The 23064-nt window shown below is 73.3% G+C and carries 23 protein-coding genes and 1 riboswitch; of the genes, 11 read left to right on the plus strand and 12 right to left on the minus strand.

Annotation, left to right across the window (positions count from 1 at the left end; all coding sequences use genetic code 11):
- Position 1 precedes the first annotated feature (1 nt).
- On the plus strand, positions 2-1078 hold the full coding sequence (locus PUR56_RS24780) for an LLM class flavin-dependent oxidoreductase (protein WP_329950505.1): 1077 nt from the start codon (positions 2-4) through the stop codon (positions 1076-1078).
- A 251-nt stretch (positions 1079-1329) separates the two neighbouring features.
- Here PUR56_RS24780 and PUR56_RS24785 read toward each other — a convergent pair whose 3' ends face one another.
- Positions 1330-2319 (minus strand): aldo/keto reductase, encoded by a 990-nt coding sequence (locus PUR56_RS24785; protein WP_329880523.1) that lies wholly within the window; start codon positions 2317-2319, stop codon positions 1330-1332.
- Positions 2320-2858: 539 nt separating this feature from the next.
- Between PUR56_RS24785 and PUR56_RS24790 the strand changes: the two genes are divergently transcribed.
- The 5 genes from PUR56_RS24790 (at position 2859) to PUR56_RS24810 (ending at position 6825) form a co-directional block, all read left to right on the plus strand.
- Positions 2859-3896 (plus strand): LLM class flavin-dependent oxidoreductase, encoded by a 1038-nt coding sequence (locus tag PUR56_RS24790; protein WP_329950506.1) that lies wholly within the window; start codon positions 2859-2861, stop codon positions 3894-3896.
- 212 nt (positions 3897-4108) lie between these two features.
- Positions 4109-4675 (plus strand): TetR/AcrR family transcriptional regulator, encoded by a 567-nt coding sequence (locus PUR56_RS24795; RefSeq protein ID WP_329950507.1) that lies wholly within the window; start codon positions 4109-4111, stop codon positions 4673-4675.
- Between the two features lie 73 nt (positions 4676-4748).
- Positions 4749-5324 carry a DUF4865 family protein gene (locus tag PUR56_RS24800; protein WP_329950508.1) on the plus strand — a complete coding sequence of 192 codons (576 nt, stop codon included), beginning with the start codon at positions 4749-4751 and terminating at the stop codon, positions 5322-5324.
- A 17-nt stretch (positions 5325-5341) separates the two neighbouring features.
- Positions 5342-5875, plus strand: a complete 534-nt coding sequence (locus PUR56_RS24805) for a carboxymuconolactone decarboxylase family protein (RefSeq protein ID WP_329950509.1) — start codon at positions 5342-5344, stop codon at positions 5873-5875.
- Complete coding sequence (locus PUR56_RS24810) at positions 5872-6825, plus strand: phosphotriesterase family protein (protein WP_329950510.1); 954 nt, start codon at positions 5872-5874, stop codon at positions 6823-6825. Before PUR56_RS24805 ends, PUR56_RS24810 begins: the two co-directional genes overlap by 4 nt.
- A gap of 68 nt (positions 6826-6893) precedes the next feature.
- Here PUR56_RS24810 and PUR56_RS24815 read toward each other — a convergent pair whose 3' ends face one another.
- A complete protein-coding gene (locus tag PUR56_RS24815; protein ID WP_329950511.1) occupies positions 6894-7658 on the minus strand; it encodes an SDR family NAD(P)-dependent oxidoreductase in 765 nt (254 codons plus the stop codon).
- A gap of 191 nt (positions 7659-7849) precedes the next feature.
- Here PUR56_RS24815 and PUR56_RS24820 point away from each other — a divergent pair, with 191 nt between their 5' ends.
- Together PUR56_RS24820 and PUR56_RS24825 are read left to right on the plus strand one after the other, a co-directional pair.
- Complete coding sequence (locus PUR56_RS24820) at positions 7850-8470, plus strand: TetR family transcriptional regulator (protein WP_329880515.1); 621 nt, start codon at positions 7850-7852, stop codon at positions 8468-8470.
- Between the two features lie 349 nt (positions 8471-8819).
- Complete coding sequence (locus tag PUR56_RS24825; RefSeq protein WP_329880513.1) at positions 8820-9962, plus strand: alpha/beta hydrolase; 1143 nt, start codon at positions 8820-8822, stop codon at positions 9960-9962.
- A gap of 91 nt (positions 9963-10053) precedes the next feature.
- Here the strand turns inward: PUR56_RS24825 and PUR56_RS24830 are convergent, their stop codons facing one another.
- Positions 10054-10383 carry a MoaF-related domain-containing protein gene (locus PUR56_RS24830; RefSeq protein WP_329880511.1) on the minus strand — a complete coding sequence of 110 codons (330 nt, stop codon included), beginning with the start codon at positions 10381-10383 and terminating at the stop codon, positions 10054-10056.
- Positions 10384-10903: 520 nt separating this feature from the next.
- Positions 10904-11052: riboswitch (cyclic di-AMP (ydaO/yuaA leader) on the plus strand.
- 9 nt (positions 11053-11061) lie between these two features.
- Between PUR56_RS24830 and PUR56_RS24835 the strand changes: the two genes are divergently transcribed.
- Positions 11062-12321 (plus strand): hypothetical protein, encoded by a 1260-nt coding sequence (locus PUR56_RS24835; RefSeq protein WP_329880509.1) that lies wholly within the window; start codon positions 11062-11064, stop codon positions 12319-12321.
- Between the two features lie 42 nt (positions 12322-12363).
- Here the strand turns inward: PUR56_RS24835 and PUR56_RS24840 are convergent, their stop codons facing one another.
- Together PUR56_RS24840 and PUR56_RS24845 are read right to left on the minus strand one after the other, a co-directional pair.
- Entirely contained in the window at positions 12364-12888 is a 525-nt protein-coding gene (locus tag PUR56_RS24840; protein ID WP_329950512.1) for a hypothetical protein, read from the minus strand.
- Between the two features lie 279 nt (positions 12889-13167).
- Positions 13168-13983 carry an IclR family transcriptional regulator gene (locus PUR56_RS24845; RefSeq protein WP_329950513.1) on the minus strand — a complete coding sequence of 272 codons (816 nt, stop codon included), beginning with the start codon at positions 13981-13983 and terminating at the stop codon, positions 13168-13170.
- 182 nt (positions 13984-14165) lie between these two features.
- Between PUR56_RS24845 and aceB the strand changes: the two genes are divergently transcribed.
- Complete coding sequence (gene aceB, locus PUR56_RS24850) at positions 14166-15815, plus strand: malate synthase A (RefSeq protein ID WP_329950514.1); 1650 nt, start codon at positions 14166-14168, stop codon at positions 15813-15815.
- Between the two features lie 363 nt (positions 15816-16178).
- Here aceB and PUR56_RS24855 read toward each other — a convergent pair whose 3' ends face one another.
- The 7 genes from PUR56_RS24855 to PUR56_RS24885 form a co-directional block, all read right to left on the minus strand.
- Positions 16179-17564 (minus strand): 8-oxoguanine deaminase, encoded by a 1386-nt coding sequence (locus PUR56_RS24855; RefSeq protein WP_329950515.1) that lies wholly within the window; start codon positions 17562-17564, stop codon positions 16179-16181.
- Positions 17565-17621: 57 nt separating this feature from the next.
- A complete protein-coding gene (locus PUR56_RS24860; protein WP_329950516.1) occupies positions 17622-19100 on the minus strand; it encodes a nucleobase:cation symporter-2 family protein in 1479 nt (492 codons plus the stop codon).
- Between the two features lie 198 nt (positions 19101-19298).
- Positions 19299-20213: a factor-independent urate hydroxylase gene (pucL, locus tag PUR56_RS24865; protein WP_329950517.1), complete on the minus strand. Its 915-nt coding sequence runs from the start codon at positions 20211-20213 to the stop codon at positions 19299-19301.
- 28 nt (positions 20214-20241) lie between these two features.
- On the minus strand, positions 20242-20577 hold the full coding sequence (gene uraH, locus PUR56_RS24870; protein WP_329880501.1) for a hydroxyisourate hydrolase: 336 nt from the start codon (positions 20575-20577) through the stop codon (positions 20242-20244).
- Positions 20578-20636: 59 nt separating this feature from the next.
- Complete coding sequence (gene uraD / locus PUR56_RS24875; RefSeq protein WP_329950518.1) at positions 20637-21140, minus strand: 2-oxo-4-hydroxy-4-carboxy-5-ureidoimidazoline decarboxylase; 504 nt, start codon at positions 21138-21140, stop codon at positions 20637-20639.
- Positions 21141-21341: 201 nt separating this feature from the next.
- Positions 21342-21722 (minus strand): helix-turn-helix domain-containing protein, encoded by a 381-nt coding sequence (locus tag PUR56_RS24880; RefSeq protein WP_329950519.1) that lies wholly within the window; start codon positions 21720-21722, stop codon positions 21342-21344.
- Positions 21719-21985 carry a thiamine-binding protein gene (locus tag PUR56_RS24885; RefSeq protein ID WP_329950530.1) on the minus strand — a complete coding sequence of 89 codons (267 nt, stop codon included), beginning with the start codon at positions 21983-21985 and terminating at the stop codon, positions 21719-21721. Before PUR56_RS24885 ends, PUR56_RS24880 begins: the two co-directional genes overlap by 4 nt.
- A gap of 192 nt (positions 21986-22177) precedes the next feature.
- Between PUR56_RS24885 and PUR56_RS24890 the strand changes: the two genes are divergently transcribed.
- Positions 22178-23041 carry a TIM barrel protein gene (locus PUR56_RS24890; RefSeq protein WP_329950520.1) on the plus strand — a complete coding sequence of 288 codons (864 nt, stop codon included), beginning with the start codon at positions 22178-22180 and terminating at the stop codon, positions 23039-23041.
- Positions 23042-23064: the final 23 nt, after the last annotated feature.

Here is a 23064-nt window from a genome sequence, read left to right on the forward strand (position 1 = left end):
GATGGCCTCCGAGTTCCTCTGGTACATCATCCCGCGCGAGGGCCACTACCCGTGGGAGCCGGCCGGCCGGCGCCCGGTCGACCTCCGCTACCTCCAGCAACTCGCCGGCAGTGTGGAGCGGTTGGGCTACACCGGCGCGCTGCTGGCGACCGACCTCTACGACGTCTGGGACCTCGGCAACGCGCTGGCCGCCGCGACCACACCGGCGTTCAAGCCCCTGCTGGCCGTTCACCCCGGGCTGGTGTCGCCGACCCTACTGGCCAAGATGGCGCTCAGCTTCGACCACCTGCACGGCGGGCGGCTGCGCTTCAACGTGGTCAACGGGTCCACCGCCCAGCTGCGCGAGTACGGCCTGCACGTCGAGCACGACGACCGCTACCGGCTCAGCGCGGAGTACTGGTCGATCGTCAAGCGGCTCACCGCCGGCGAGGTCTTCGACCACAAGGGCGAGTTCTACGACCTGAAGAACGCCGGTGCGAGCCTGCGCGAGCTGACCCCCGTCCAGCCGGGCGGCATCCCGCTCTGGTTCGGCGGCAGTTCGGCGCCCGGCATCGAGATGGCCGCGGAACACGTGGACGTCTACCTGACCTGGGGCGAACCGCCGCACCTCCTCAAGGAGAAGCTCGACCTGGTCCGCGAGCGCGCCGCCGCACACGGGCGGACGCTGCGGATCGGGCTGCGGCTGCACCTGATCGTCCGTGATACGGAGGACGAGGCCTGGGCCGCCGCGGACCGGCTGCTCGACGTCACCGGCGAGGCCACCTACGCCCGCCAGCTCGGCGACGCGCGGGGCGAGGACGGGGTCGGCTGGCAGCGGCAGTTCCGCCAGCACGGCGGCAAGGTCCCGGCGCGGGCGCGGGAGTTGGAGGTCTACCCCAACCTCTGGCCGGGGATGAGCCTGTTCCGTCCCGGCCCGGGGACGGCGGTCGTCGGATCGACGGCCCAGGTGGTCGAACGGCTCCAGGAGTTCGAGTCGCTCGGGGTGGACACCTTCATCCTCTCCGGCAATCCACTGCTGGAGGAGGCCCACCGGGTCGCCGAGACGGTGCTACCGGCCCTGGGTGTCAACCGGCGGTAGCGTGCCCGGTCCGAGGGGGAACGGAACCGGTGAGGTCAGCGCCAACTGGCGGGCGAAACGGACGACGGCCCTGAGCAGGTAGGTCCGCACGGTGGCTCCCGGGTGTCTCGACGGTCGCGTACGGACGGTCCAACGACAGCGGCACCCGGTCGGTCACGCACCAGTGACCGACCGGGTGCCGCTGTCGGGCGCCACGGCGGGCGCGTCGCCCGCCGCCGCCCGACCGCTCAGCCGCTCGACTCCTCGGCCGTTCAGCCGCTGAGCGAGTCGATCTCCGCCAGCTCCTCGGCCGTCAGCGGACCGCCGGCCAGCGCGTCGATGTTCTGGTCCAGCTGCGCCACGCTGCTGGCCCCGATGATCACCGAGACCACCCGCGGGTCCTTCAGCACCCATGACAGCGCCAGCTGCGCCAGCGTCTGGCCGCGCCGCTCCGCGACCTTGTTCAGCGCCCGCAACTGCTCCAGCTTCCGCCCGGTGAGCGCCTCCTCCTTCAGGAAGTGCCCGACCGACATCCGCGAACCGGACGGCACCTCGCCCGACAGGTAGCGGTCCGTCAGGAGGCCCTGGGCGAGCGGGGAGTAGGCGATCAGACTGGTCTGGGTGTCGCCGACCGCGTTCAGTACCCCGTCCTCCACCGACCGGTTGAGGATCGAGTACGGGCACTGGTTCAGGAGCACCGGCGTGCCCAGGTCACGCAGGATCGCCACCGCCTCCCGGTGCTGCTCCGCCGGGTAGTTGGAGATGCTCGCGTACAGGGCCTTGCCCGCCCGGACGGCCGAGGCCAGCGCGCCCATCGTCTCTTCCAGCGGGGTGTCCGGGTCGTAGCGGTGCGAGTAGAAGACGTCCACGTAGTCCAGGCCCATCCGGCCCAGCGACTGGTCGAGGCTGGCCAGCAGGTACTTGCGGCTGCCGCCCTCGCCGTACGGGCCGGGCCACATGTCGTAGCCCGCCTTGGAGGCGATGAAGAGCTCGTCCCGGTACGGGCGGAAGTCCTGTGCGAACAGGTGGCCGAAGTTGCGCTCGGCACTGCCGTACGGCGGGCCGTAGTTGTTCGCCAGGTCGAAGTGGGTGATGCCCCGGTCGAAGGCGCGGCGCAGCACCGCCCGCTGGACGTCCAGTGGCTGGGCGTCACCGAAGTTGTGCCACAGGCCCAGGGAGACGGCCGGCAGCAGCACGCCGCTGCGGCCGGCCCGGCGGTAGGTCATCGAGGCATAGCGGTCATCCGCGGCGAGGTAGCTCATGCCGGACATCCTGCCAGGCCGGGGGCGTTCGGCCGAGGGACTTGCCGAGCCCGTGGCGCCGCTCGCCCGGCGACCCTTGCCTCGCTCCTGACCGGTGCCTATGCTCGCGGTGGATCGTGTGTGTGCGAGACGAAGGGGGAGCCGGATGTCCGTTCGTACCACCCTCCTTCGCTGTTGTCGTTCCCGCAGCACCTCGCGCTGAGCCGGCCGGAGCTCCGGCTTCCGGCGTGATCCCCTTCCCGGTGCTGCCCCGGCGTGAGCGACCGTCCGTGGTGCGCTGCGCCGGGCTGCCGCGCCGGCCGTCCGGCCCCGTCGGGCCGCACCCCGGCCGCCGTCCGACCCCGCCCCCGACCCCCGTCCCGGCTCCGGCCCGGGTGAACCCACCGGTGCCGACGCCGCCGGTGTCCCGGGCCCCGCGGACCTCCTGAGCGTCGCCGGATCCCCGGCCCTCCGGACCTCGGAGCCCGGACCCCGGAGTCCGACGGCCCTCCCGGGCGGTCCCGACGGGCACCCCATCGAACGTCAACAAGGAGACCGTCGTGCGGTTCACCGTCTCGTCCCTCGTGTCCAACGGGCCCGACCCCGTCACCGGCGTGCAGCGCACCCCGTCCGAGAAGCTGCACAACGTCATCGACCAGGCCGTCACCGCCGAGCGGCTCGGCTTCGACGGCTACGGGGTGGGGGAGCGGCACGGTGAGCCGTTCCTCTCCCCGGCGCCGCCCGTGCTGCTGAGCGCCATCGCCGCCCGCACCTTGACCATCAGGCTGTTCACCACCGTCACGGTGCTCTCCGTCCTCGACCCGGTGCGGGTCGCGGAGGACTACGCGCTGGTCGACCAGCTCTCCGGAGGGCGGCTCGAACTGATCATCGGCAAGGGCAACGACCCGCGCCACTTCGACCTGTTCGGCCTGCCGGAGGACCGCCAGTGGGACGCGCTGGCCGAGAACTACGGCCTGCTGCGCAGGCTCTGGCGGGAGGAGGGGGTCAGCTGGGAGGGCACCACCCGGCCGGCGCTGAAGGAGGTCACGACCTGGCCGCGCCCGTACCAGACCCCGATCCCGGTCTGGCACGGCAGCGCCACCAGCACGCTGTCCACCGAGCTCGCGGCCCGCTACGGCGACCCGCTGTTCTCCGCGAACGCGTTCCACCCGCTGCCGAAGTACAAGGCGCTGGTCGACCACTACCGCGAGCGCTGGGAGCACTACGGCCGCGCCCCCGAGGACGCCCGGGTGGGGACCGGGTTCGGCGGGCTGTTCATCGCCGAGCGGTCGCAGGACGCGGTGGAGGGGTTCCGCCCGTACTGGGACGCCCTGTTCGACTCGGCGGCGGGCCGGCACAACAAGTCGCCGTTCGAGTCGCTGGAGGACGCGCTGGAGCGCGGTTCGGCGCTGGTCGGCAGCCCGCAGCAGGTGATCGAGAAGATCCACCGCTACCACGAGGCCTTCGGCAACGAGGTGGTCGGGATCGGGGTGGACGCGCTCACCGAGGACGTCCAGCACGAGCAGCTGGAGCTGTTCGCGAGCGAGGTCGCCCCCGTGATCCGGCGCGAGCTGCCGTCCGTCCGGCCGCAGGCGTGACGCTCCGTGACGCCCGGCGGTGTGCGGAGTGATGCGCGCCACCGTCCTGCGGTGAATGCCGCCCGGCCCCGCCGGGGACGACGATCTCGCAGGGCCGTGGACCGCCGGAGGGCGGCCCACGGCCCGTGGGCGTCTCCGGGCCTTCGGGCCTCCCGAGGGTTCTGTACCTACTGGTATGTACATTGCGCCCTCCGGTGGGTACCGTGATCGTCATGGCAACCCAGGACCGTCTCGTCGAGAGCACCCAGGAGCTCCTCTGGGAGCGCGGCTACGTCGGCACCAGCCCGAAGGCCATCCAGCAGCGCGCCGGCGTCGGCCAGGGCAGCATGTACCACCACTTCGACGGCAAGCCCGACCTCGCGGCCGCCGCCCTGCGCCGCAGCGCCGAGCAGATGCGCGCCGTCGCCGAGGCCGACCTGGCGGCTCCCGGCACCGCGTGCGACCGGATCGCCGCCTACCTGAACCGCGAGCGCGACGTCCTGCGCGGCTGCCGGATCGGCCGGATGGCCCAGGACCCGGAGGTGGTCGCCGACCCGCGGCTGCGCTCCCCCGTCGAGGAGACCTTCACCTGGCTGCGCGGCCGGATCGCGGAGGTCGTCGCCGAGGGGCAGGCGACCGGCGAGCTCCGCTCCGCCGCCGACCCGGCCGACCTCGCCGCCGCCGTGGTCGCCGTCGTCCAGGGCGGCTACGTCCTCGCCCGCGCCGCCGAGAGCGCCGAACCGTTCGAGCGGGCCGTGCGCGGTGTCACCGCCCTGCTCGCCGCGCACCGGGCCGGCTGAACGGGGCCGCAGGACCGCCGTCCCGCCCGCGTCGCACCCGCCCGCGTTCCGCCGACCCCCGGGGAGTTCGCCCGTGCACGCCATGCAGTACGAGATCACCCTCCCCGCCGACTACGACATGACGATCGTCCACCGGCGGATCGCCACCAGGGGACACCTCCTCGACGGCCACCCCGGTCTCGGACTCAAGGCCTATCTGGTCCGCGAGCGCGGCCTCGACGGGTCGCCCGTCAACCAGTACGCGCCGTTCTACCTCTGGCGCACGGCCGAAGGCATGAACGGCTTCCTCTGGGGCCCGGGATTCCGGGGGCTGAGCGCCGACTTCGGTCGGCCCGCCGTCCGGCACTGGCTGGGCGCGGGCCTGCGCCGGGGCGGCGCGCCGGGCACCCCGGCCGCCGCCACCCGCCGCCTCGACCGGCTCCCCGAGGACGCCGACCCCGCCGAGGCCGTCGAACGGGCGCTCGCCGAACTGCCCGACCACCCCGACCTGCACACGGCGGCCGTCGCCGTGGACCCGGGGCGGTGGGAACTGCTGCACATCGCCCTCTGGCTCCGCGCCGCCCCCGAGGACGCGCCCGGCACCCGCTACCGCGTGCACCACCTGTCCAGCCCCGAACTCGACCGGCTGCCCGTCGGCCGCCACTGGTGAAAGGACCGCCCTTCCCGATGGACCTCGCCGATCCCGTCCTCGCCGGCCCCACCGCCACCGGCCCCACCGCCACCGGCTCCGTCCCGGCCGACGTCACCGCCGCCGGCCTCGTTCCCGCCCCGTTCGACCGCGCCGCCGGCTACGCCCTGCTGGACCGGCTGGCCGACCCGCGGACCCGGACCGGCACCCTCGGCCCGCTCGACGAACTCGCGCCCGGCTTCCCCGACTGGATCGTGACCACCCTGTTCGGCGGCACCTACCAGCGCCCGGGGCTCGCCCTGCGGGACCGCCAGGTCGCCAATCTGGCCGCCCTCACCGCCCTCGGCGGAGTGGAACCGCAACTGGCCGACCACGTCCGCAACAGCCTGCGGATCGGTCTGACCAGGGAGGAGATCACCGAGGTCCTGGTCCACCTCGCGCCCTACGTCGGTGTCCCCAAGGCCCTGGCCGGGCTGCGCGTCGCGGCCGCGACCTTCGCCGAGGCGGACGATGAGGCGGACGAGGAAACGGGGGCGGACGACGCCGCCGCCGCGGGGGCCGGGGCGCCGTGAGCACCACGCGCCCTTCGGTCCGCACCGTCCTCGGCGACCTCGACCCCGTCGACCTCGGTGTCTGCGACGCGCACGACCACCTCTTCCTGCGCAGCCCGCTGCTTCCCGGCGAGGAGCTCGACGACCCCACCGCCGCCGAAGCGGTCCTGCGCGACTTCACCGCGGCCGGCGGGCGGGCGCTGGTCCAGTGGACCCCGTTCGGCATGGGGCGGCGGGCCGAGGAGCTCGCCGCCCTCTCCCGGGCGACCGGCGTCCACCTGGTCGCCGCGACCGGCCTCCACCAGGCCGTCCACTACGACCCGGCGGAACTGGAACGGCGCTACGACGGGCTCGCGGGCCTGTTCGTCGCCGAGCTCACCGTCGGACTGCGGGGCGCCCCCGAGGGGGTCCGGGCCGGGTTGATCAAGGTGGCGGGGGAGTACCACGGGCTCGGCCCGCACACCCGCCGGGTCATGGCGGCAGCCGCCGAGGCGCACCACGCCACCGGCGCGCCGATCGCCGTCCACCACGAACTCGGCACCGCCGCACCCGAGGTCCTCGATCTGCTCTGCGGTCGCCACGGCGTCCGGCCGCAGCGGGTGATCCTCGGCCACCTCAACCGCCACCCCGACCTGCGGCTGCACCGGGAGCTCGCCGCGTCCGGCGCGTACCTCGCCCTGGACGGTCCCTCCCGTGCCCACCACGCGACCGACCACCACCTCTTCGACACCGTCGCCGCGGTGGTGGAGGCGGGCCACGGCGACCGGCTGCTCCTCGGTGGTGACACCACCACCCGCTCGGCCCGCCGCGCCCCTGGTCCCGCACACCTGCTCACGGCCCTGGCGCCGCGGCTCTCCCGGGCGTTCGGCCCCGATCTTCCGCACCGGCTTCTCACCGCCAACCCGGCGCGGGCCTTCGCCGCCGAGTGGCTCGGGCCGGGCCGGCCGGCCCGAGCGACCGGAGCGGCCTGAGCGACCGGAGGGCCCGCCCGGCCGACGCGGGCGGTCGGTGCGGGCGGGCCCCAGGGCGGCGCCACGTCTCACATGTGGGTGCCGCCGTCGATCCGGATCTCGGTCCCGGTGACGAACGCGCCGTCCTCCGAGGCGAGCATGGCGATCACGCCCGCGACCGTCTCCGGTCCGGCGAAGCCCTGGCCGAGGGCGGGGGAGAGCTTGGCCAGCAGGCCGAGGTCGGCGTCCGCGGGCAGCCCCGGGTCGTGGGTCATGCCGCTGTCGATGCTGCCGGGTGCGACGCAGACCGCACGCAGGCCCTGCTTGGCGTATTCGGCGGCGATCGCGTGCGTGAAGGACTGGATGCCGCCCTTGGTCGCCGCGTAGGCGGCCATGTAGGGGTGGGCGAAGGTCGCGGAGGTGGAGCTGAAGTTCACCACCACGCCCCGGCCGCCCGCGAGCAGGGCGGGCAGGGCCTCGCGGGTCATCAGGAAGGTGCCGGTCAGGTTGACCGCGACCAGCTTGTTCCAGAACTCCAGGCTGGTCTCGTGGGTGTGCGAGGAGCGCAGGATGCCGGCGGCGTTCACCAGGACGTCGAGCCCGCCGAGTCCTGCCACCGCGTCGGCGACGCCCGTCCGGACGGCGGCCTCGTCCGACACGTCCAGGACCACGGTGGTGAGGCGGTCGGCGGTGCCGTCGGCGGTCGCCCGCTCCAGGGTGGCCCCGAGGCCGGTCCCGTTGACGTCGGCGGCGACGACCCGCCCGCCCTCGGCCAGGATCCGGTGCACGGTGGCCTGTCCGATGCCCGAGCCGCCGCCGGTGACCAGGACGTTCCGTCCGTTGAAGCGCTCCATGGTGGTACTCCGTTCCGTTCGTGGTCTCGCGACCTCACTGGCACCGTACGCCCATGTGGCACGTCGTGCCAAAAAGGCGTGACGCGTCACCTGTGCTCCTCGCGTCACATCGACCGGCCACGCCCCGCCGTCTCCCCGTGCCAGGGCGACGCAACGTGTCACCGGGCCCGCCGTCCGCGTAGCCTGACCCCGTGACCGGACGCCCCACCCTCAACCAGCGCCGCCGCGAGAGCACCCGGCTGGAGATCGCCCGCGCCGCCGCGGCGCTCTTCGCCGCCCGCGGGGCCGAGGCGACCACCGCGGAGGAGATCGCCCAGGCCTCGGGCATCTCGCTGCGCACCTTCTACCGCTACTTCTCGGAGAAGGAGGACGCCGTCGCCCCGCTGCTCGCGGCGGGCGGTGAGCGCTGGGTGCGGCTCTTCGTCGAGGGTTCGGCCGGCCTGCCGGTGCGCGAGGCCCTGGAACGTTCGGCGGCCGAGTCGCTGACGCCGCCCGACGACGACGCCGTCGAGGCCATGCAGTGGACCCGCGACCTGCTCCGCGACCCCCGCCTCGCCTCGGTGTGGCAGCGGGTGCACGCCGACTCCGAGCAGCGGTTGCACCTGGCGATCGCCGCCCGCTGTCCGCAGGGCACCGACGTGCTGGAGATCCGGCTCGCCGCCGCGGCGGCCACCACCGCCATCCGGGTCGCCCTGGAGCAGTGGGCCGTCTCCGGGGCCGCGGCCACCGGCCCCGGATCGCCCCGGGAGCTCGGGGCCCGCTGCATGCGCGAGCTCACCGCGGGCCTCGGTCTCTGGGCCCGCGTCAGCTGACGCGGGCCCAGGCGGAGCAACCGGCCCGAACCTCCCGGCGCCGTCCGAGCGTGGTCCCGGCGCCGTGCGGGAGGCCCTCGCCCCACCGCGCCCTCGCCCTTCCCGTGGTCCGGAGCGGGCTTCGCCGTGCCCTCCCGCGCGGGGCCGGCCCGTACACGCGGCGGGCGTCTCCTCCCGGAGGCCGAGGCGATGACCGCTGGTCGGCGGGTCCGGGGCACCGCTTCGGACCGCTAGGGTGGGTGGTCGCGCCCCGGCGACGGCCCCCGTTGTGGACGGGGAACCGGGGCGGCCCTCCCGGGTGTCCTTCCCCCGGGGGCGGGGGAGTACGAGGCGTGGGAGCAAACAAGACATGGGCCTGACGAGCCACAAGGTGCTGGCACTGACCGTCCTGATCGCCGTCGCGGCGATGGCCGGGACGGTCTGGCTGTGGCCGAGACTGTCGAAGCGGACCTGGCAGGCGGTGCTCGGCCGGATCGGCGCACTGTGTGCGACGCAGCTCACCGTGCTCGCCGCGCTCGGCCTGGTCGCCAACAACTACTTCGCCTTCTACAGCAGTTGGGACGACCTGCTGGGCACCGGCGACACTGGTCCGGTGGTCATCCACAACAAGGCGGACGCCTCCGGCCGGCTGCGCGTCGAGACCATCGGGCACGCCGAGGTCAAGGGCGGCGGGGCACTGGGCCGTGACCCCGAGCAGTCCGGCGAGATCCGTGAGATCCGCATCGACGGTGCCACCACCCGGCTCTCCACCGAGGGCTACGTCTACCTGCCGCCGCAGTACTTCCAGCCGGAGTACGAGCAGAAGCAGTTCCCGGCGCTGGTCGTCAGCACCGGCTTCCCCGGCATCGCCAAGAACCTCGTGACCCGGCTGAACTACCCGGGCGCGGCGCTCAAGCTGCTCCAGGAGGGCCGGATGCAGCCGACCGTCCTGGTGCTGGTGCGTCCCTCGCCGGCCCTGCCGCAGGACACCGAGTGCGAGGACGTCCCGGGCGGCCCGCAGTCCGAGACGTACTTCACCAAGGACGTGCCCTCGGCGATCCAGGCGACCTACCGGGTCTCCGGCGATCCGCGGGCGTGGGCGTTCATGGGGAACTCGACGGGCGGCTACTGCGCGCTCAAGCTCGCCATGCGCCACCCGGAGGTCTACCCGACCGCCGTCTCGCTCTCCGGCTACTACCGGGCCGCCGAGGACCCGACCACCGGTGACCTCTTCAAGGGCAGCGAGCAGCGCCGCAACGAGGCCGACCTGATGTGGCGCCTCAAGAACCTGCCGCAGCCCGAGGTGGCCGTGCTGCTGGCCGGCACCAAGGAGGGCGACGGCGACTACCGTCGCGAGACCGAGGCGTTCGTGGCCGCGACGCGCAGCCCGATGAAGGTCTCCTACAGCATGCTGGAGACGGGCGGCCACAACTTCGAGACCTGGAGCAGGCTGCTCCCGTCCTCGCTGGAGTGGATCTCGCAGCACCTGGTGGTTCCCGGCCGGACGGTCTGACCACCGGGCCCGATCGGCAGGCGGCCAGGACGGCCAGGACGGCCAGGACGGCCGGCACGTCCCCGGTGGCCCGGGGGCCGACAGACGGCCGTCAGGCCACGGACTGCAGCGTGCCGGTGTGCAGCTCGCCGACCCGGCCGCCCTCGCCCTCGTACGTCCAGAACGCGCGGACCGTCATCCGGCCCAGGTCCATGACGTGACTGACGGTGATGCCGCTCTGTTCGGTCCAGCTGACGAAGTACAGCTGCGGACCGACCTCGGCGACGTGCAGGGCGACGTCCTCCCACTGGCCGGCCGACTCACCGAGGCCCTCCCAGCGCAGCCGCTTGCCGTCGGCCGAGTAGGCGTTGCGGAAGGCTGCGCCGTTGTCGACCTGGAACAGGAAGGTGCGGCCGGCGAAGCCGGGCAGGGGGGCGGTCATGGTGGGGCTGGTCCTCGTCTCTCATGCGGTTCCCGGTGCGGTCCGGACGGTTCCGGCGCGGTTGGATCCCCAACCTATCCGACCGCCCCGTCTTTCGCGGCGTACTCGGGCACGGGGCCGGGGCCGACGGGCCGGGCCCCGCACCGGACGTCCTCCTGCCGCGTCCTCCTGCCGGCCGCCTCCCGCTCCACCCCGCCACCGGCCGGGGAACCTGCCCTCCCGGGCGGTCCTTCCGGGCGGCCCTCCTCGACCGGGCCGCGGTGCTCCTCGGGAGCGCGGCGCCGGTGCCGCCCCGGAACGGAGGGTCCCGGCCGGGGCCTGATCCGTAGCTTCCCCCCAACTGATCAACTCCGCAGGCGCGTTGATCATCCGCGGACGCCGGGTCTGTGACCTGCGCGACAACCGTCCGTGCGAGGTTGTCCGGTCCCCGGCGGCCTGCCTAGCCTGCAGGGGCGTCCGCTGTCGCGGACTCCCGCCGTCGGGACGCCGAGTCCTGTCCACCCGCCGGTCGGCACCCGAGCACCACAGCGGACGGGAGCGGGGGACCCAAGGTCAGTGCCCGGTCCGTGCGCCTCCGCGCCCGGACCGCGGCTAGGGGTGAAGCCGCTCCCCAGGCGGCCGGGCAACCTCAGCCCGAACCCGACAGCTCACCTCGCAGGCGTCGTAGAGGACCCAGCCATGCCCCCTGCCCCCCACCGGCCTGCCCGGCGCCACGCGCCCCGCCACGCCCGCCCCACCCACCGGCGCCGCACCGCCGCCCTCGCCGCCACCGGAGTGCTCGCCGTCACCGGCGCCGGCCTGCTCGGCGTCCCGGCCCTCACCGGAGCCCAGGCCGCCACCGCGCCCACCGTCACCCAGGACGCCCTCACCCCGGCGACCATGGTCGCCGGCAAGGCCTCGACCGCCTCGCTGGCCGTCCACTCCTCGGCCTGCTTCACCGCCAAGACCGTCGGCGTCGGCATCCGCGACGCGGCCGGCCGCAACCTCGACTTCCCCGGCAACGTCAGCAACGCGCAGATCTGCCCGAGCGGCCTGTCGATCACCACCGGTGCGCGCACCCTGGCGGCCGGCACCTACACCCAGTTCGGTTTCTGGCAGGACCTCGGTGGTGCCTGGCACAACCTGCCCTCCCGGCAGCTGGTGGTCTCCGCCACCGCCACGCCGAGCCCGACCCCCACCCCGTCGCCGACGACGCCCCCCACCACGCCCCCCACCACGAGCCCGACGACGCCCCCCGCCACCGGTGCCCCCGTCGCGGGCAAGAAGCTCACCTGGTCGGACGAGTTCAGCGGCCCGATCGCCTACGGCTCCCGCTGGACCGGCGACCGCAGCAGCGCCTACCGCTACGGCAACCACAACCCCGACGACAACAAGCTCGACTGGCTGAACAAGAACAACGTCACCGTCGGCGGCGGCGCCGCCACGTTCACCGCCAGGCCGGGCGCCAACAAGCTGGAGAACGGCAAGCAGTCCTGGGACACCGGGCTGCTCACCACCGAGTACTCCGGCGAGGGCTTCCAGGTGAAGACCGGCGACTACGCCGAGACCCGGGTCAAGCTCCCGGCCGGCACCGGCGCCTGGCCGGCGCTGTGGACCTGGAAGAACGGCAACGGGGAGATCGACACCTTCGAGTACCACCCCGACAACCCGAACCTGCTGGAGCTGACCAACCACGTCAAGCCGGGTCACCTGTACTACACGGACGCCAAGGCGATAGCCAAGGACGGCTGGGTGACCATCGGCACCCACTACGGCGCCACCTCCGTCGACTGGTACGTCAACGGGGTCAAGGTCTTCTCGGACGGCAAGGGCGTCGGCACCACCTGGTCCGCGTACCTGATCCTCAACCTGTCCCTGAGCGCGGGGCAGTACCACCCCGCGCCCCAGGGCACCGCGCCGATCACCTTCGCCGCGGACTACGTCCGGGTCTACCGCTAGGACCGGCCCCGAGACCGTCCGCTCCCGGAGGAGCGGGCGGTCTCAGGCGGTCTGCACGACCTCGATCGCGAACGGCTGCCGGTTGTTGGCCTCGTTGTGGTCGTCGTCGCCGCGCACCGCGACGTAGCCGCCCTCCAGGTTGCCGAGGGGGACGGTCGTGGCGAGCCTGACCGGGATCAGGGCGGTCGCGCTGCGGTACACCCCCAGCCCGGCCGGGAAGGTGCAGCGCACCCGGTGGCCGTTCTGGAACTCGTAGCAGTTCTCCGGGAAGAACGGCCCCTCGGCCGTCACCCCCTCCGGCAGGGTGACGACGACGGTGAACGCGGAGGCCGTCCGCTCCGGGCCGGTGTTGCTGATGAAGGCGTGCACCGTGGTGGTGCCGCCGGGCGCGGCGGCGTCCGGGTCCAGCCGGACCACCGCCAGGTCCGAGTCGGAGACGGCGGGCGTCGCGGGCGCCGCGGGTGCCGTCGCCGCGCTCTCCTTGCCCGGGTCGGTGCCCGCCGTCGCGTCGGCGTCGGGACACGCCCACGCCGGTCCGGCGGCCAGCGCCACCAGCGCGGACCCCACCGTCAGCGACCTTCCGAGGAAACCCCGTACGGACCCTCTGCGCGACATCGCCGCTCACCCTGCCTCTGCGTTCGTGCGCCCCGCGCCGTCGCGGGCACGTCCCGATCCACAGTGACCGACCCGTCCGCCGCGGCCGGGCCAACCCGCCCTCGGGTCGCCCGGGCGGGCGAACCCGGGCAGGGGAGGGCGGCGGCTCCGACGTCCCGCACGGTCGGCCTCCGGCACTGCCTCCGACAGCGCCTCCGACAGCGCCTTGGCCGGGCCTCCGGCGGGGCGGTGTCAGGGGGCCAGGACCTGTCCCAGCCGGGCCGCGATCTCGTGCATCACCGGCACCAGCGAGGCGGATCCGGCCTGCTCCTCCAGCGCCCGGACCCGGGCCTCCGGTCCGGAGACCGAGAGCGCCGTCGGCGTGGGCGCGCCGGGGACGGCGAGCGCGATGCAGCGCACCCCGATCTCCTGCTCCTGGTCGTCCACCACGTAACCGCGCTCGCGCGCCTCGGCGAGCTGGCGGATCAGCTCCTGCGGGTCGGTCACGGTGTGCGGGGTGTGGGCGGCCAGCGGGTTGGGGCCCAGGACGGCGCGCGCCTCCTCCTCGGGCAGCTGTGCCAGCAGCGCCTTGCCGACCCCGGTGCAGTGCGGCTGCACCCGGCGGCCGACCTCGGTGAACATCCGCATCGAGCGCCGCGACTGCACCTGCCCGACGTACACCACCTCGCCGCCCTCCAGCACGGCCAGGTTGGCCGTCTCGCCGGTGGCCTCCATCAGCTCGGCCAGGTAGGGACGGGCCCAGCTGCCGAGCAGCCGCCCGGCGGTCTCGCCGAGCCGGATGAGCCGCGGGCCGAGGGTGTAGCGGCGCGCCGTGTCCTGGCGGACATAGCCCTGCTGTACGAGGGTACGAACCAGGCGGTGGATGGTGGGCATGGGCAGACCGGAGGAGGCGGAGAGTTCGCTGAGCGTCGCCACGCCGCCGGAGTCGGCCAGTGCCTCCAGCAGGTGGAAGGCGCGCTCGACGGACTGCACGCCGCCGGTGGCGCGCTCCGGGGCCGGGGCCCGGTCGGAGGCTCTGTCGGACGGGCTGTCGGAGGTCGGGGCCACCGGCGTTTCCTTCGCTGTCGGGGGAGGAGTACAGTCTCGGCGATCTCCTCAACAAACCGTTGAAATTCTGTATCGCGGAAACTAGTCTCCACCTTACAGAATCAAGTCCTCCGCTTGCCGGGGTTCGGATCACCTGCCGATCAACCGTCTCAAGGATCAACTGTCTTAGGAGTGTCCTGCTCATGGCTACAGATCAGGGACCCGGCGCCTCTCCCGCCGCTCCGGTCGTCACTGTCGCCGGTCCGCGCGTCCACCGGGCCGAGGAGGTGCTCACTCCGGAGGCGGTCGCCTTCGTCGTCGGCCTGCACCGCGCGTTCGAGGACCGCCGTCGCGAGCTGCTCGCCCGCCGCCGCGCGCGCCGTGCCGAGATCGCCCGCACCGGCACCCTGGACTTCCTCCCGGAGACGGCCGCCGTCCGCGCCGGCGACTGGAAGGTCGCCGAGGCGCCCCGGGCGCTCCAGGACCGGCGGGTCGAGATCACCGGCCCCACCGACCGCAAGATGGTGATCAACGCGCTCAACTCGGGCGCCCGGGTCTGGCTCGCCGACTTCGAGGACGCCACCTCCCCGACCTGGGAGAACGTCGTCGGCGGTCAGCTCAACCTGATCGACGCCTTCGAGGGCCGGATCGACTTCACCTCCCCGGCCGGCAGGGCCTACACGCTCAGGCCCGCCGCCGAGCTGGCCACCGTCGTGGTCCGCCCGCGCGGCTGGCACCTGGACGAGACCCACCTCCTGGTCGACGGCGAACCGGTGGCCGGCGCCTTCCTCGACTTCGGCCTCTACTTCTTCCACAACGCCGCCCGGCTGCTCGCCCGTGGCGGCGGGGACCCGAACTCCGGTCCGTACTTCTACCTCCCGAAGACCGAGAGCCACCTGGAGGCGCGGCTCTGGAACGACGTCTTCACCCACGCGCAGGCCGAACTCGGCATCCCGCACGGCACCGTCCGGGCCACCGTCCTGATCGAGACCGTCACCGCCGCGTTCGAGATGGACGAGATCCTCTACGAGCTGCGCGAGCACGCCGCCGGGCTCAACGCGGGCCGCTGGGACTACCTGTTCTCCATCGTCAAGAACTTCCGTGACGCCGGCGAGCACTTCATCCTGCCGGACCGCAACAGCGTCACCATGGCCTCGCCGTTCATGGCCGCCTACACCCGGCTACTCGTCCGGACCTGCCACCGGCGCGGTGCCCACGCGATCGGCGGCATGGCCGCGTTCATCCCCAGCCGCAGGGACCCCGCGGTCAACGAGGCCGCCCTGGTGAAGGTCACCGCCGACAAGGAGCGCGAGGCGGGCAACGGCTTCGACGGCTCCTGGGTCGCCCACCCGGACCTCGTCCCGGTCGCCCGCTCCTGCTTCGACGCCGTCCTCGGCGACCGCCCGCACCAGAAGGAGAACCCCGGGCCGGCCGAACCGGTCACCGCCGCCGACCTGCTGGACGTCGCTGGCGCCGGCGGCAGCTGCACCCGTGCGGGTCTGCACAACGCGGTCCAGGTCGGGGTCCGCTACATCGAGGCCTGGCTGCGCGGCGTGGGCGCGGTCGCCATCTTCCACATGATGGAGGACGCCGCCACCGCCGAGATCTCCCGCTCGCAGATCTGGCAGTGGATCCACAACGACGTCGTCCTCGCCGACACCGGGGAGAAGGCCACCGCCGACCTCGTGCGCCTCCTGGTGGCCGAGGAACTGGCCGGGCTCCGGGCCGAACTCGGCGCCGAGGCCTACGCCGCCGGACGCTGGCGCGAGGCCGCCCAGCTCTTCGAACAGGTCGCCCTGGCCGAGGAGTTCGAGGAGTTCCTGACCCTCCCCGCGCTTCCCCTGCTGGGCTGAAACCCCAGGCTACCCGGCGCAACGCCCGCCGCCCTCTGCCGTGTTGGAGCAGGGGGCGGCTCCTTTTCAGCCGTCCCGTACGGTGCGGTGGACGTGGTCGCCGGCCCGTCGGCACTCGGCCGCCCCCCGCCCGACCCCGCCCCCGCCCGGCCCCGGCCCCGGTGCGGGCTCGCCCGGAGGCGGGCACGCCGCCGCCCCGGACCCTCGCCGTGGGTCCGGGGCGGCGGTCCGCCGGGAGCCCCCGAGGGGGCGACCGGCGGAGTCCGGGTGACGCACCGTCCCTGGGCGGCCCGGAGTTCGGAGGTGTGGTGCTCGTGCGGAGCGGACGGAGTGCGGGGCGGACGGCGCGCCCCGGCGGCGGGGTCAGACGGGCCGGGCGGCGAGCTCCCGGGCGGCGCGGGCGCAGGCCCGGGCGATGCGGTCCTCGTTCACCGTCGTCAACTGCCCCTTCTCGACGACCGCGTTGCCGTTGACGAAGAGCACGGACAGCGGCGGCAGGGCGCCGAGGGTGAGGGCGGCGACCGGGTCGGCGATCGAGGAGTGCATGAGACCGTCGAGCTTCCAGAGGGCGAGGTCGGCGAGCTTCCCGGCCTCGACCGAGCCGATCTCGTTCTGGCGGCCGAGGACCCGGGCGCCGCCCATGGTGCCCAGCCGCAGCGCCTGGCGGGCGGTGAGCGCGCGGGGGGAGCCGTGCAGGCGGTTGATCAGCAGCGCGTTGCGCAGTTCGGTGCCCAGCTCGCCGGACTCGTTGGAGGCCGTGCCGTCGACGCCGAGGCCGACCGGTACGCCGGCCCTCAGCATGTCGGGGACGCGGGCGATGCCGGCGGCCAACCGGGCGTTGGAGGACGGGCAGTGGGCGACGCCGGTGCCGGTCTCGGCGAACTTGGCGATGTCGGAGTCGTTCATGTGGACGCAGTGCGCCATCCAGACGTCCTCGCCGAGCCAGCCGACCGACTCGAAGTAGTCGGTCGGGCCCATCCCGAACAGCTGCTTGCAGAACGCCTCCTCCTCGGCGGTCTCGGAGCCGTGGGTGTGCAGGCGGACGCCCTTGCGGCGGGCCAGGACTGCGGACTCGCGCAGCAGTTCGGTGGAGACCGAGAACGGGGAGCAGGGCGCGAGGGCGATCTGCAGCATGGAGTCGGAGGAGGCGTCGTGGTACCGGTCGACGGCCTCCTCGGAGGCGGTCAGGATGGTGTCGAGCTCCTCGACGGCGTGGTCCGGGGGCAGCCCGCCGTCCTTCTTGCTGCGGTCCATCGAGCCGCGCAGCGCGGTGAACCGCAGGCCCAGCTCGCGGACGGCCTCGATCTCGGCGCCGAGGATGTCGCCGCCGTCCTTCGGGAAGACGTAGTGGTGGTCGGCGGCGGTGGTGCAGCCGGACTTGAGCAGCGCGGCGGCGGAGCCCTGGGCGGCGGCGTGGACGAGCCGGTCGTCGACCCGGGCCCAGGTGGGGTAGAGGGCGACGAGCCAGTCGAAGAGGATGTCGTCCTGGGCCAGGCCGCGGGTGATCCACTGGTAGAAGTGGTGATGGGTGTTGACCAGGCCGGGGGTGACGAGGTGGCCCTCGGCGTTGATCCGGCGCACCACGTTGTCCAGCCACTGCGGGGCGGGGCCCTCGCCGACCGACTCGATGCGGTTGCCGAGGATGACCACGTGGCCGCGGGTGTACTCGGTGTCGCGGGCGTCGACGGTGGCGATCGCGGCGTTCTCGATGACGATCCGCTGATCGGCGGGCGGGGGCTGGACTGCCATGGTGTGACTCCAAGGGGGAGGGCCGGGCGGGCACGGGGCGCATGCCCGCCCGGTGGGTCAGGACGGTGTCGCCGTCGGCGCCGGCGCGTCGGGTGCGGCGTCGGGGGTGGACCGGCGGGCGGCGCCGAGGTGGTGGAAGAGCAGGTTGAGCAGGACGGCCGCCACGCAGCCGGCCGATATCCCGGAGTGCAGCAGGGTGCGGACGGCCTCCGGGAACGCGTCGTAGAAGGTCGGTGCGGCGATCGGGACGATGCCGACGCCGAGCGAGACCGAGACCAGGACCGTGTTGGCGCCGGAGTCCAGGCCGGCCTCCGCGAGGGTGCGGATGCCGCTGGCAGCGACGGTGCCGAACAGCACGATCCCGGCGCCGCCCAGGACGGGCTGCGGGACGACCGAGACGACCGAGCCGAGCACCGGGAAGAGCCCGAGCAGGACCAGGATGCCGCCGCCGGTCGCGACCACGAAGCGGCTGCGGATCCGGGTCAGGGCCACCAGCCCGATGTTCTGGGCGAAGGCGCTGGCGGCGAAGCCGTTGAAGACCGGGCTGAGCGCGGTGGCCAGCCCGTCGGCCCGCAGGCCGGCGGCGAGCACCTTCTCGTCGGCCTCGCGGTCGACGATCCGGCCGAGCGCGAGCATGTCGGCGGTGGACTCGGTCATCGAGACCACCATGACGATGCAGAGCGAGGCGATCGCGGCCGCGTCGAACGCCGGTGCGCCGAAGTGGAAGGGGGAGGGCAGCGCGAAGATCCGTGCGTCCTGGACCGCGCCGAAGTCGGCGAGGCCCAGCGGGAACGCGAGCAGGGTGCCGGCCGCCAGCCCGAGGAGCAGGGAGAGCTGCTGCCAGAAGCCGCGCAGCAGCCGGTTGCCGAGGACCACCGCGGCGAGGGTGAGCGCGGCGAGTCCGACGGCCCGCATGGAACCGTATCCGGGGGCGTCCGGCGAACCGCCGCGCGCCCAGTTGACGGCCACCGGGAGCAGGGACACCCCGATGAGGGTGATCACGGTGCCCTGGACGACCGGTGGGAAGAACCTGATCAGCTTGCAGAAGTACGGCGCCGCGAGGAGGCACAGGACCCCCGCGACGATCACCGCGCCGAAGATCACCGGGAGGGCGTCCTCGGGTCCGTGCTCCTTGGCGATGGCGATCATGGGGGCGACGCCGGCGAACGACACGCCGTTCACGAACGGCAGCCGTGCGCCGATCCGCCGGACGCCGAGGGTCTGGAGCAGGGTGGCCAGCCCGGCGGTGAACAGGCTGGCCGATATGAGCAGGGCGAGTTCGGCGGGGGAGAGGCCCACGCCGGCGCCGACGATGAGCGGGGGAGCGACGACTCCCGCGTACATCGCGGCGACGTGCTGGAGTCCGGTGGTGACGAGCCTGACGGGTGGCAGCAGCTGGTCCACGGGGTGGACCTCCGCCGTCCTCGCCGGACTGCCCGGGGCGCCCGGGGCTCCGGGCCCGGAGGCCGCGTCCGGACCGGGGGATCCTTCAGGGGTGGAACCGCCGTCGGTGGTGCCGGTGGTGCTGGGTGCCATGTCGAGCCCCTCTTGTGCCCGTGGCTCCCGGCGCGCCCGTGGCGCTGGAGAGCGGTCGATCACGTGGTGGCCGAGGTCGGGACGGCGGTGCAAGGGTCCCTCGGCCGGTCTCTCCGGCTCCCCGGGCCGGCCGCCGCGAGGGGGGCACGGTCTCCGGTGGGTGGGGGTGGAGAAAACGGGTGGAGCGGGTGGCGGAGGTCAGGCGACCGGGATGACCGGGACGACGCCCTCACGGTGCACGGTGCCCTCGATGAGGCCGTACATCCGGTCGGCGGCGTAGTAGACCTCGTTCTCGTTCTTCAGGCCGAAGGGTTCCAGGTCGACCAGGAAGTGGTGCTTGTTGGGCAGTTCGAGGCGTACCTCGTCCACCTCGGCGCGGTTGTTGAGGACGCGGGTGCCCATCGCGTGCAGGGTCTGCTGCAGCGAGTAGGAGTAGGTCTCGGCGAACGCCTCCAGCAGGTGGCGCCGCACGTGGGTGTAGGAGCGGTTCCAGTTGGGCTGGGCCTCGTCGTCCCGGCCGGTGTAGCCGTACTTCCACCGGGCGGTGACCTGGGTGGCCAGGATGCGGTCGTAGGCCTCCCGGAGTGTGGTGTACCGGTCCTTGATGTAGCCCCAGAACTCCGAGTTGGTCGAGTTCAGCACGACCAGGTCCTTCAGGCCGGAGACGACCTGGACCGACCCGCCGTCGTAGACGATCTCGGTGGTGCGGGTCTCCTGGCCGGAGCGGACGAAGGAGTGGCCGACCTCCTCGGAGCCGATGAAGCGCGCGCTGCTGTCCGGGGTGCGGATCCGGTCCCAGGCGTACTCCTCGATCCGGATCCGGGCGCTGTGCACCGGTTCGGTGCTGTCGACGAAGTGGCGGGCCAGGGTGATGCCGAAGGCCTCGGCCGACTCGATCCCGTGCTCCTTGGCGAAGGCGTACACGGTGTTCTTGGTGGTGTCGGTGGGGAGGCAGTGGGCGTTCGACCCGGTCAGGTGGACGTCCTCGAAGTCGCCCGAGAGGGCGACCGAGACGTTCAGGTCCTTGATCTCGTGGCGGGTGGAGTCGCGGTAGACCCGGACGATGCGGTTCTCCGCCTTGCCGTACTGGTTCTGGCCGAGCACGTGGGCCATGGCGTGGCTCCCATATCAATCGAGCGGTCTAGCTTCCGCGGTAGACCGAGTATCCGAAGGGGTTGAGCAGCAACGGCACGTGGTAGTGGTGCTGCGCGGGTGCGACCGTGAAGACGATCGAGACCTCGGGGAAGAACGGCGGCTCGGCCGACGCCGGCGCGTAGTACGCGGCGGTGTCGAAGAGCAGCCGGACGACCGAGCCCGCCTCCACGGCCGGCAGGTCTTCGACCCGGCCGTCGGAGTCCGTGGCGGAGGTGCCGAGCACCTGCCAGCCACCCTCGGTGTGCTGGGCGAGCTCGACCGGGACGCCCTCGGCCGGGCGGCCGAGGCTGGTGTCGAGCACGTGGGTGGAGATGCCGGTCATGAGTGGGTGACCTTACTGATGGCAGTGGTGATCCTGCGTCAGTGATACCTGATGATGCGTCAGTTATCGTCGAGCAGGCGGTTGATGCGAATGTCGTTGATCTTCCGCAGTTCCTCCCGGACGATCTCGGCCTCGGTGGCCGGGTCGTTGGGGTGGCGCTCGCGCAGGGCGGCGAGCATGGTGGCCGCGGTACGGCCGGTCGCGCAGATCAGGAACACGTGGCCGAACTTGGCCTCGTAGGCGGCGTTGGCCCGGCGCAGTTCGTCGAGCAGGGCGTCCTCGGCCCCGAGGACGCCGGCCTGCTCGCGCTCGGAGGCGGCGTCGCCCGGCCTGGGCGTGCCGATCCGGGCGTGGCCGGCCATCGCGTCGTGCAGGTCGGCGGCGGAGAGCCCGGCCAGGGCCTCGGCGTTGGCGTCGAGCAGTGCCCGGCGGTCGGTCCACGGTCGGGCCGCGACGACGGCGTCGGCCCAGCCGGGGCTGGAGCAGACGTCCAGCAGGATCTCCCTCAGCTCGGCGGCGTCGGCCGCCGTCAGGGCTTCAAGGGCGTGGGGGTGGTTGGTCACGGGTGGACCTCCTGGGGAGTGGTGCCACCCGCACAAGCTAGATCGGTGGGATCAGGTCGTCAACACTTTGTTGAACGGTTGGTGGTTACGTTTCGCGACGGCCCTGGTCGCGGGGTCTCTCGTGTGTGATGCGACAAGTGCGCCCCGCCGGGGGCGGGGTCACACTGACCCTGCCGGCGGGGCGCACCCGGGCCCGCGGGCTCAGCCGGACTTCGAACCGTCCTGGCGGTTGAGGTAGTTGTACACGGTGAAGCGGCTCACGCCGAGTGCCGTGGCGACCGTCTCGACGCCGTGCCGGACGGTGAACGCGCCGCGCTCCTCCAGCAGGGCGACGACGCGCTGCTTCTCCCAGCGGTCCAGCTCGGCCAGCGGCCGGCCGTCGAACTGGCGGGTCGTCTCGGCCAGCAGGCGGTCCAGCGCGTTGCTCAGGTGGGGCAGCCGGACGGCCAGTGCCGGTGCGCCCTCCCACTCCAGGACGACGTCCTCGGGCTTCGCCTCGCCCACCGGGAGGGGCGTCGCGCCGACCGCGTCCAGCAGCGGCTTCAGCGCCGCGGCGAGCGGGTGTTCGACGTGCTCGGTCACGGCCTACCACCCTCCTCGGGCGCGTCGGCGCCTTCGTCGCCGAGCACGCTGACCTGGACCGATATCCGGGTCGCGCCGGCGTCCAGGCTCTCCCGGAGCAGCCGGGTCACGGCGGCCAGGACCTGGTCGGCCTCGCCTTCGGCGCCGGTGCCGAAGGGGCCGACCGCGACGGCCAGGCCCGCTTCGTCGACCGCCTTCCGGGCCGCCGCGGCGTGCTCCGGGAACGTGTCCAGCTCGAACGGTTCTGTCGTGAACTCCACCATCAATCGCACCCGCTCACTGTAGCGAGCGAGGGGTGGGGCGGTCAGTGGCCGGTTCGGGCCGCTCGGTGGCGACTGCGCGGTCGGGGCGGGCGGAGTCTTCAACAAAATGTTGTAGACGCCTTGACAGTTCTCCGAGGGGCCGGACATGCTTCCACCAGACAGAATCCCTCTTCCGCATCGTGGAAGTTGTGGATGACGGAAGAGAGACACGAGGTGATGGACGTGACCGCCGCTTCCCGGCACAGCTTCACGGTCAACCTGTCGATCCTGTTCGGCGAGCTCCCGCTGCTGGAGCGCCCGGCCGCGGCGGCCGCCGCCGGATTCACCGCCGCCGAGCTGTGGTGGCCGTTCGGCGAGGACCACAGCCCCGCCGAGGCCGAGCTGGACGCGCTCCGCAAGGCGTTCACCGACGCCGGCGTACGGCTCACCGGCCTCAACTTCCTCGACGACCTCGTGAAGGGGGCGCGCGGTACCGTCTCGGTGCCGTCCGAGAAGGAGCGGTTCCGGGCCAACGTCCCCGTCGCCGCCGCCCTCGCTGCCTCGCTCGGCACCCCGGCGCTCAACGCCCTCTACGGCAACCGGGTCGCCGGCGAGGACCCGGCCGGGCAGGACGCCCTCGCGCTGGAGAACCTCGTCCTCGCCGCCCGGGCCGCGCACGGGATCGGCGCGGTGCTGCTGATCGAGGCGCTGAACCGGCCGGAGTCCCCGGACTACCCGCTGGTCTCCGCCGCCGCCGCGGTCGAGGTGGTCGACAGGGTCAACGCCGCCACCGGCCTGGGCAACGCGAGGTTCCTCTGCGACCTCTACCACCTGGCCCGCAACGGCGAGGACCCGGCGGCCGTCATCGACGCGTACGCCGACCGGATCGGCCACGTACAGATCGCGGACACCCCCGGCCGCAACGAGCCGGGCACCGGCGGGCTGGACTTCGAGGACCTCTTCGCCCGGCTCACCGCCGCCGGCTACACCGGCCCGATCGGCCTCGAGTACCGCCCGTCCACCGGCGTCAGCGCCGACAGCTTCGGGTGGCTCCCGCGCGAGCACCGCGCAGCCTAGGCCGTGCCCGGCCGCGCCGGCCG

The organism is Streptomyces sp. BE303, from assembly GCF_036290945.1.
Taxonomy (GTDB): Bacteria; Actinomycetota; Actinomycetes; order Streptomycetales; family Streptomycetaceae; genus Kitasatospora.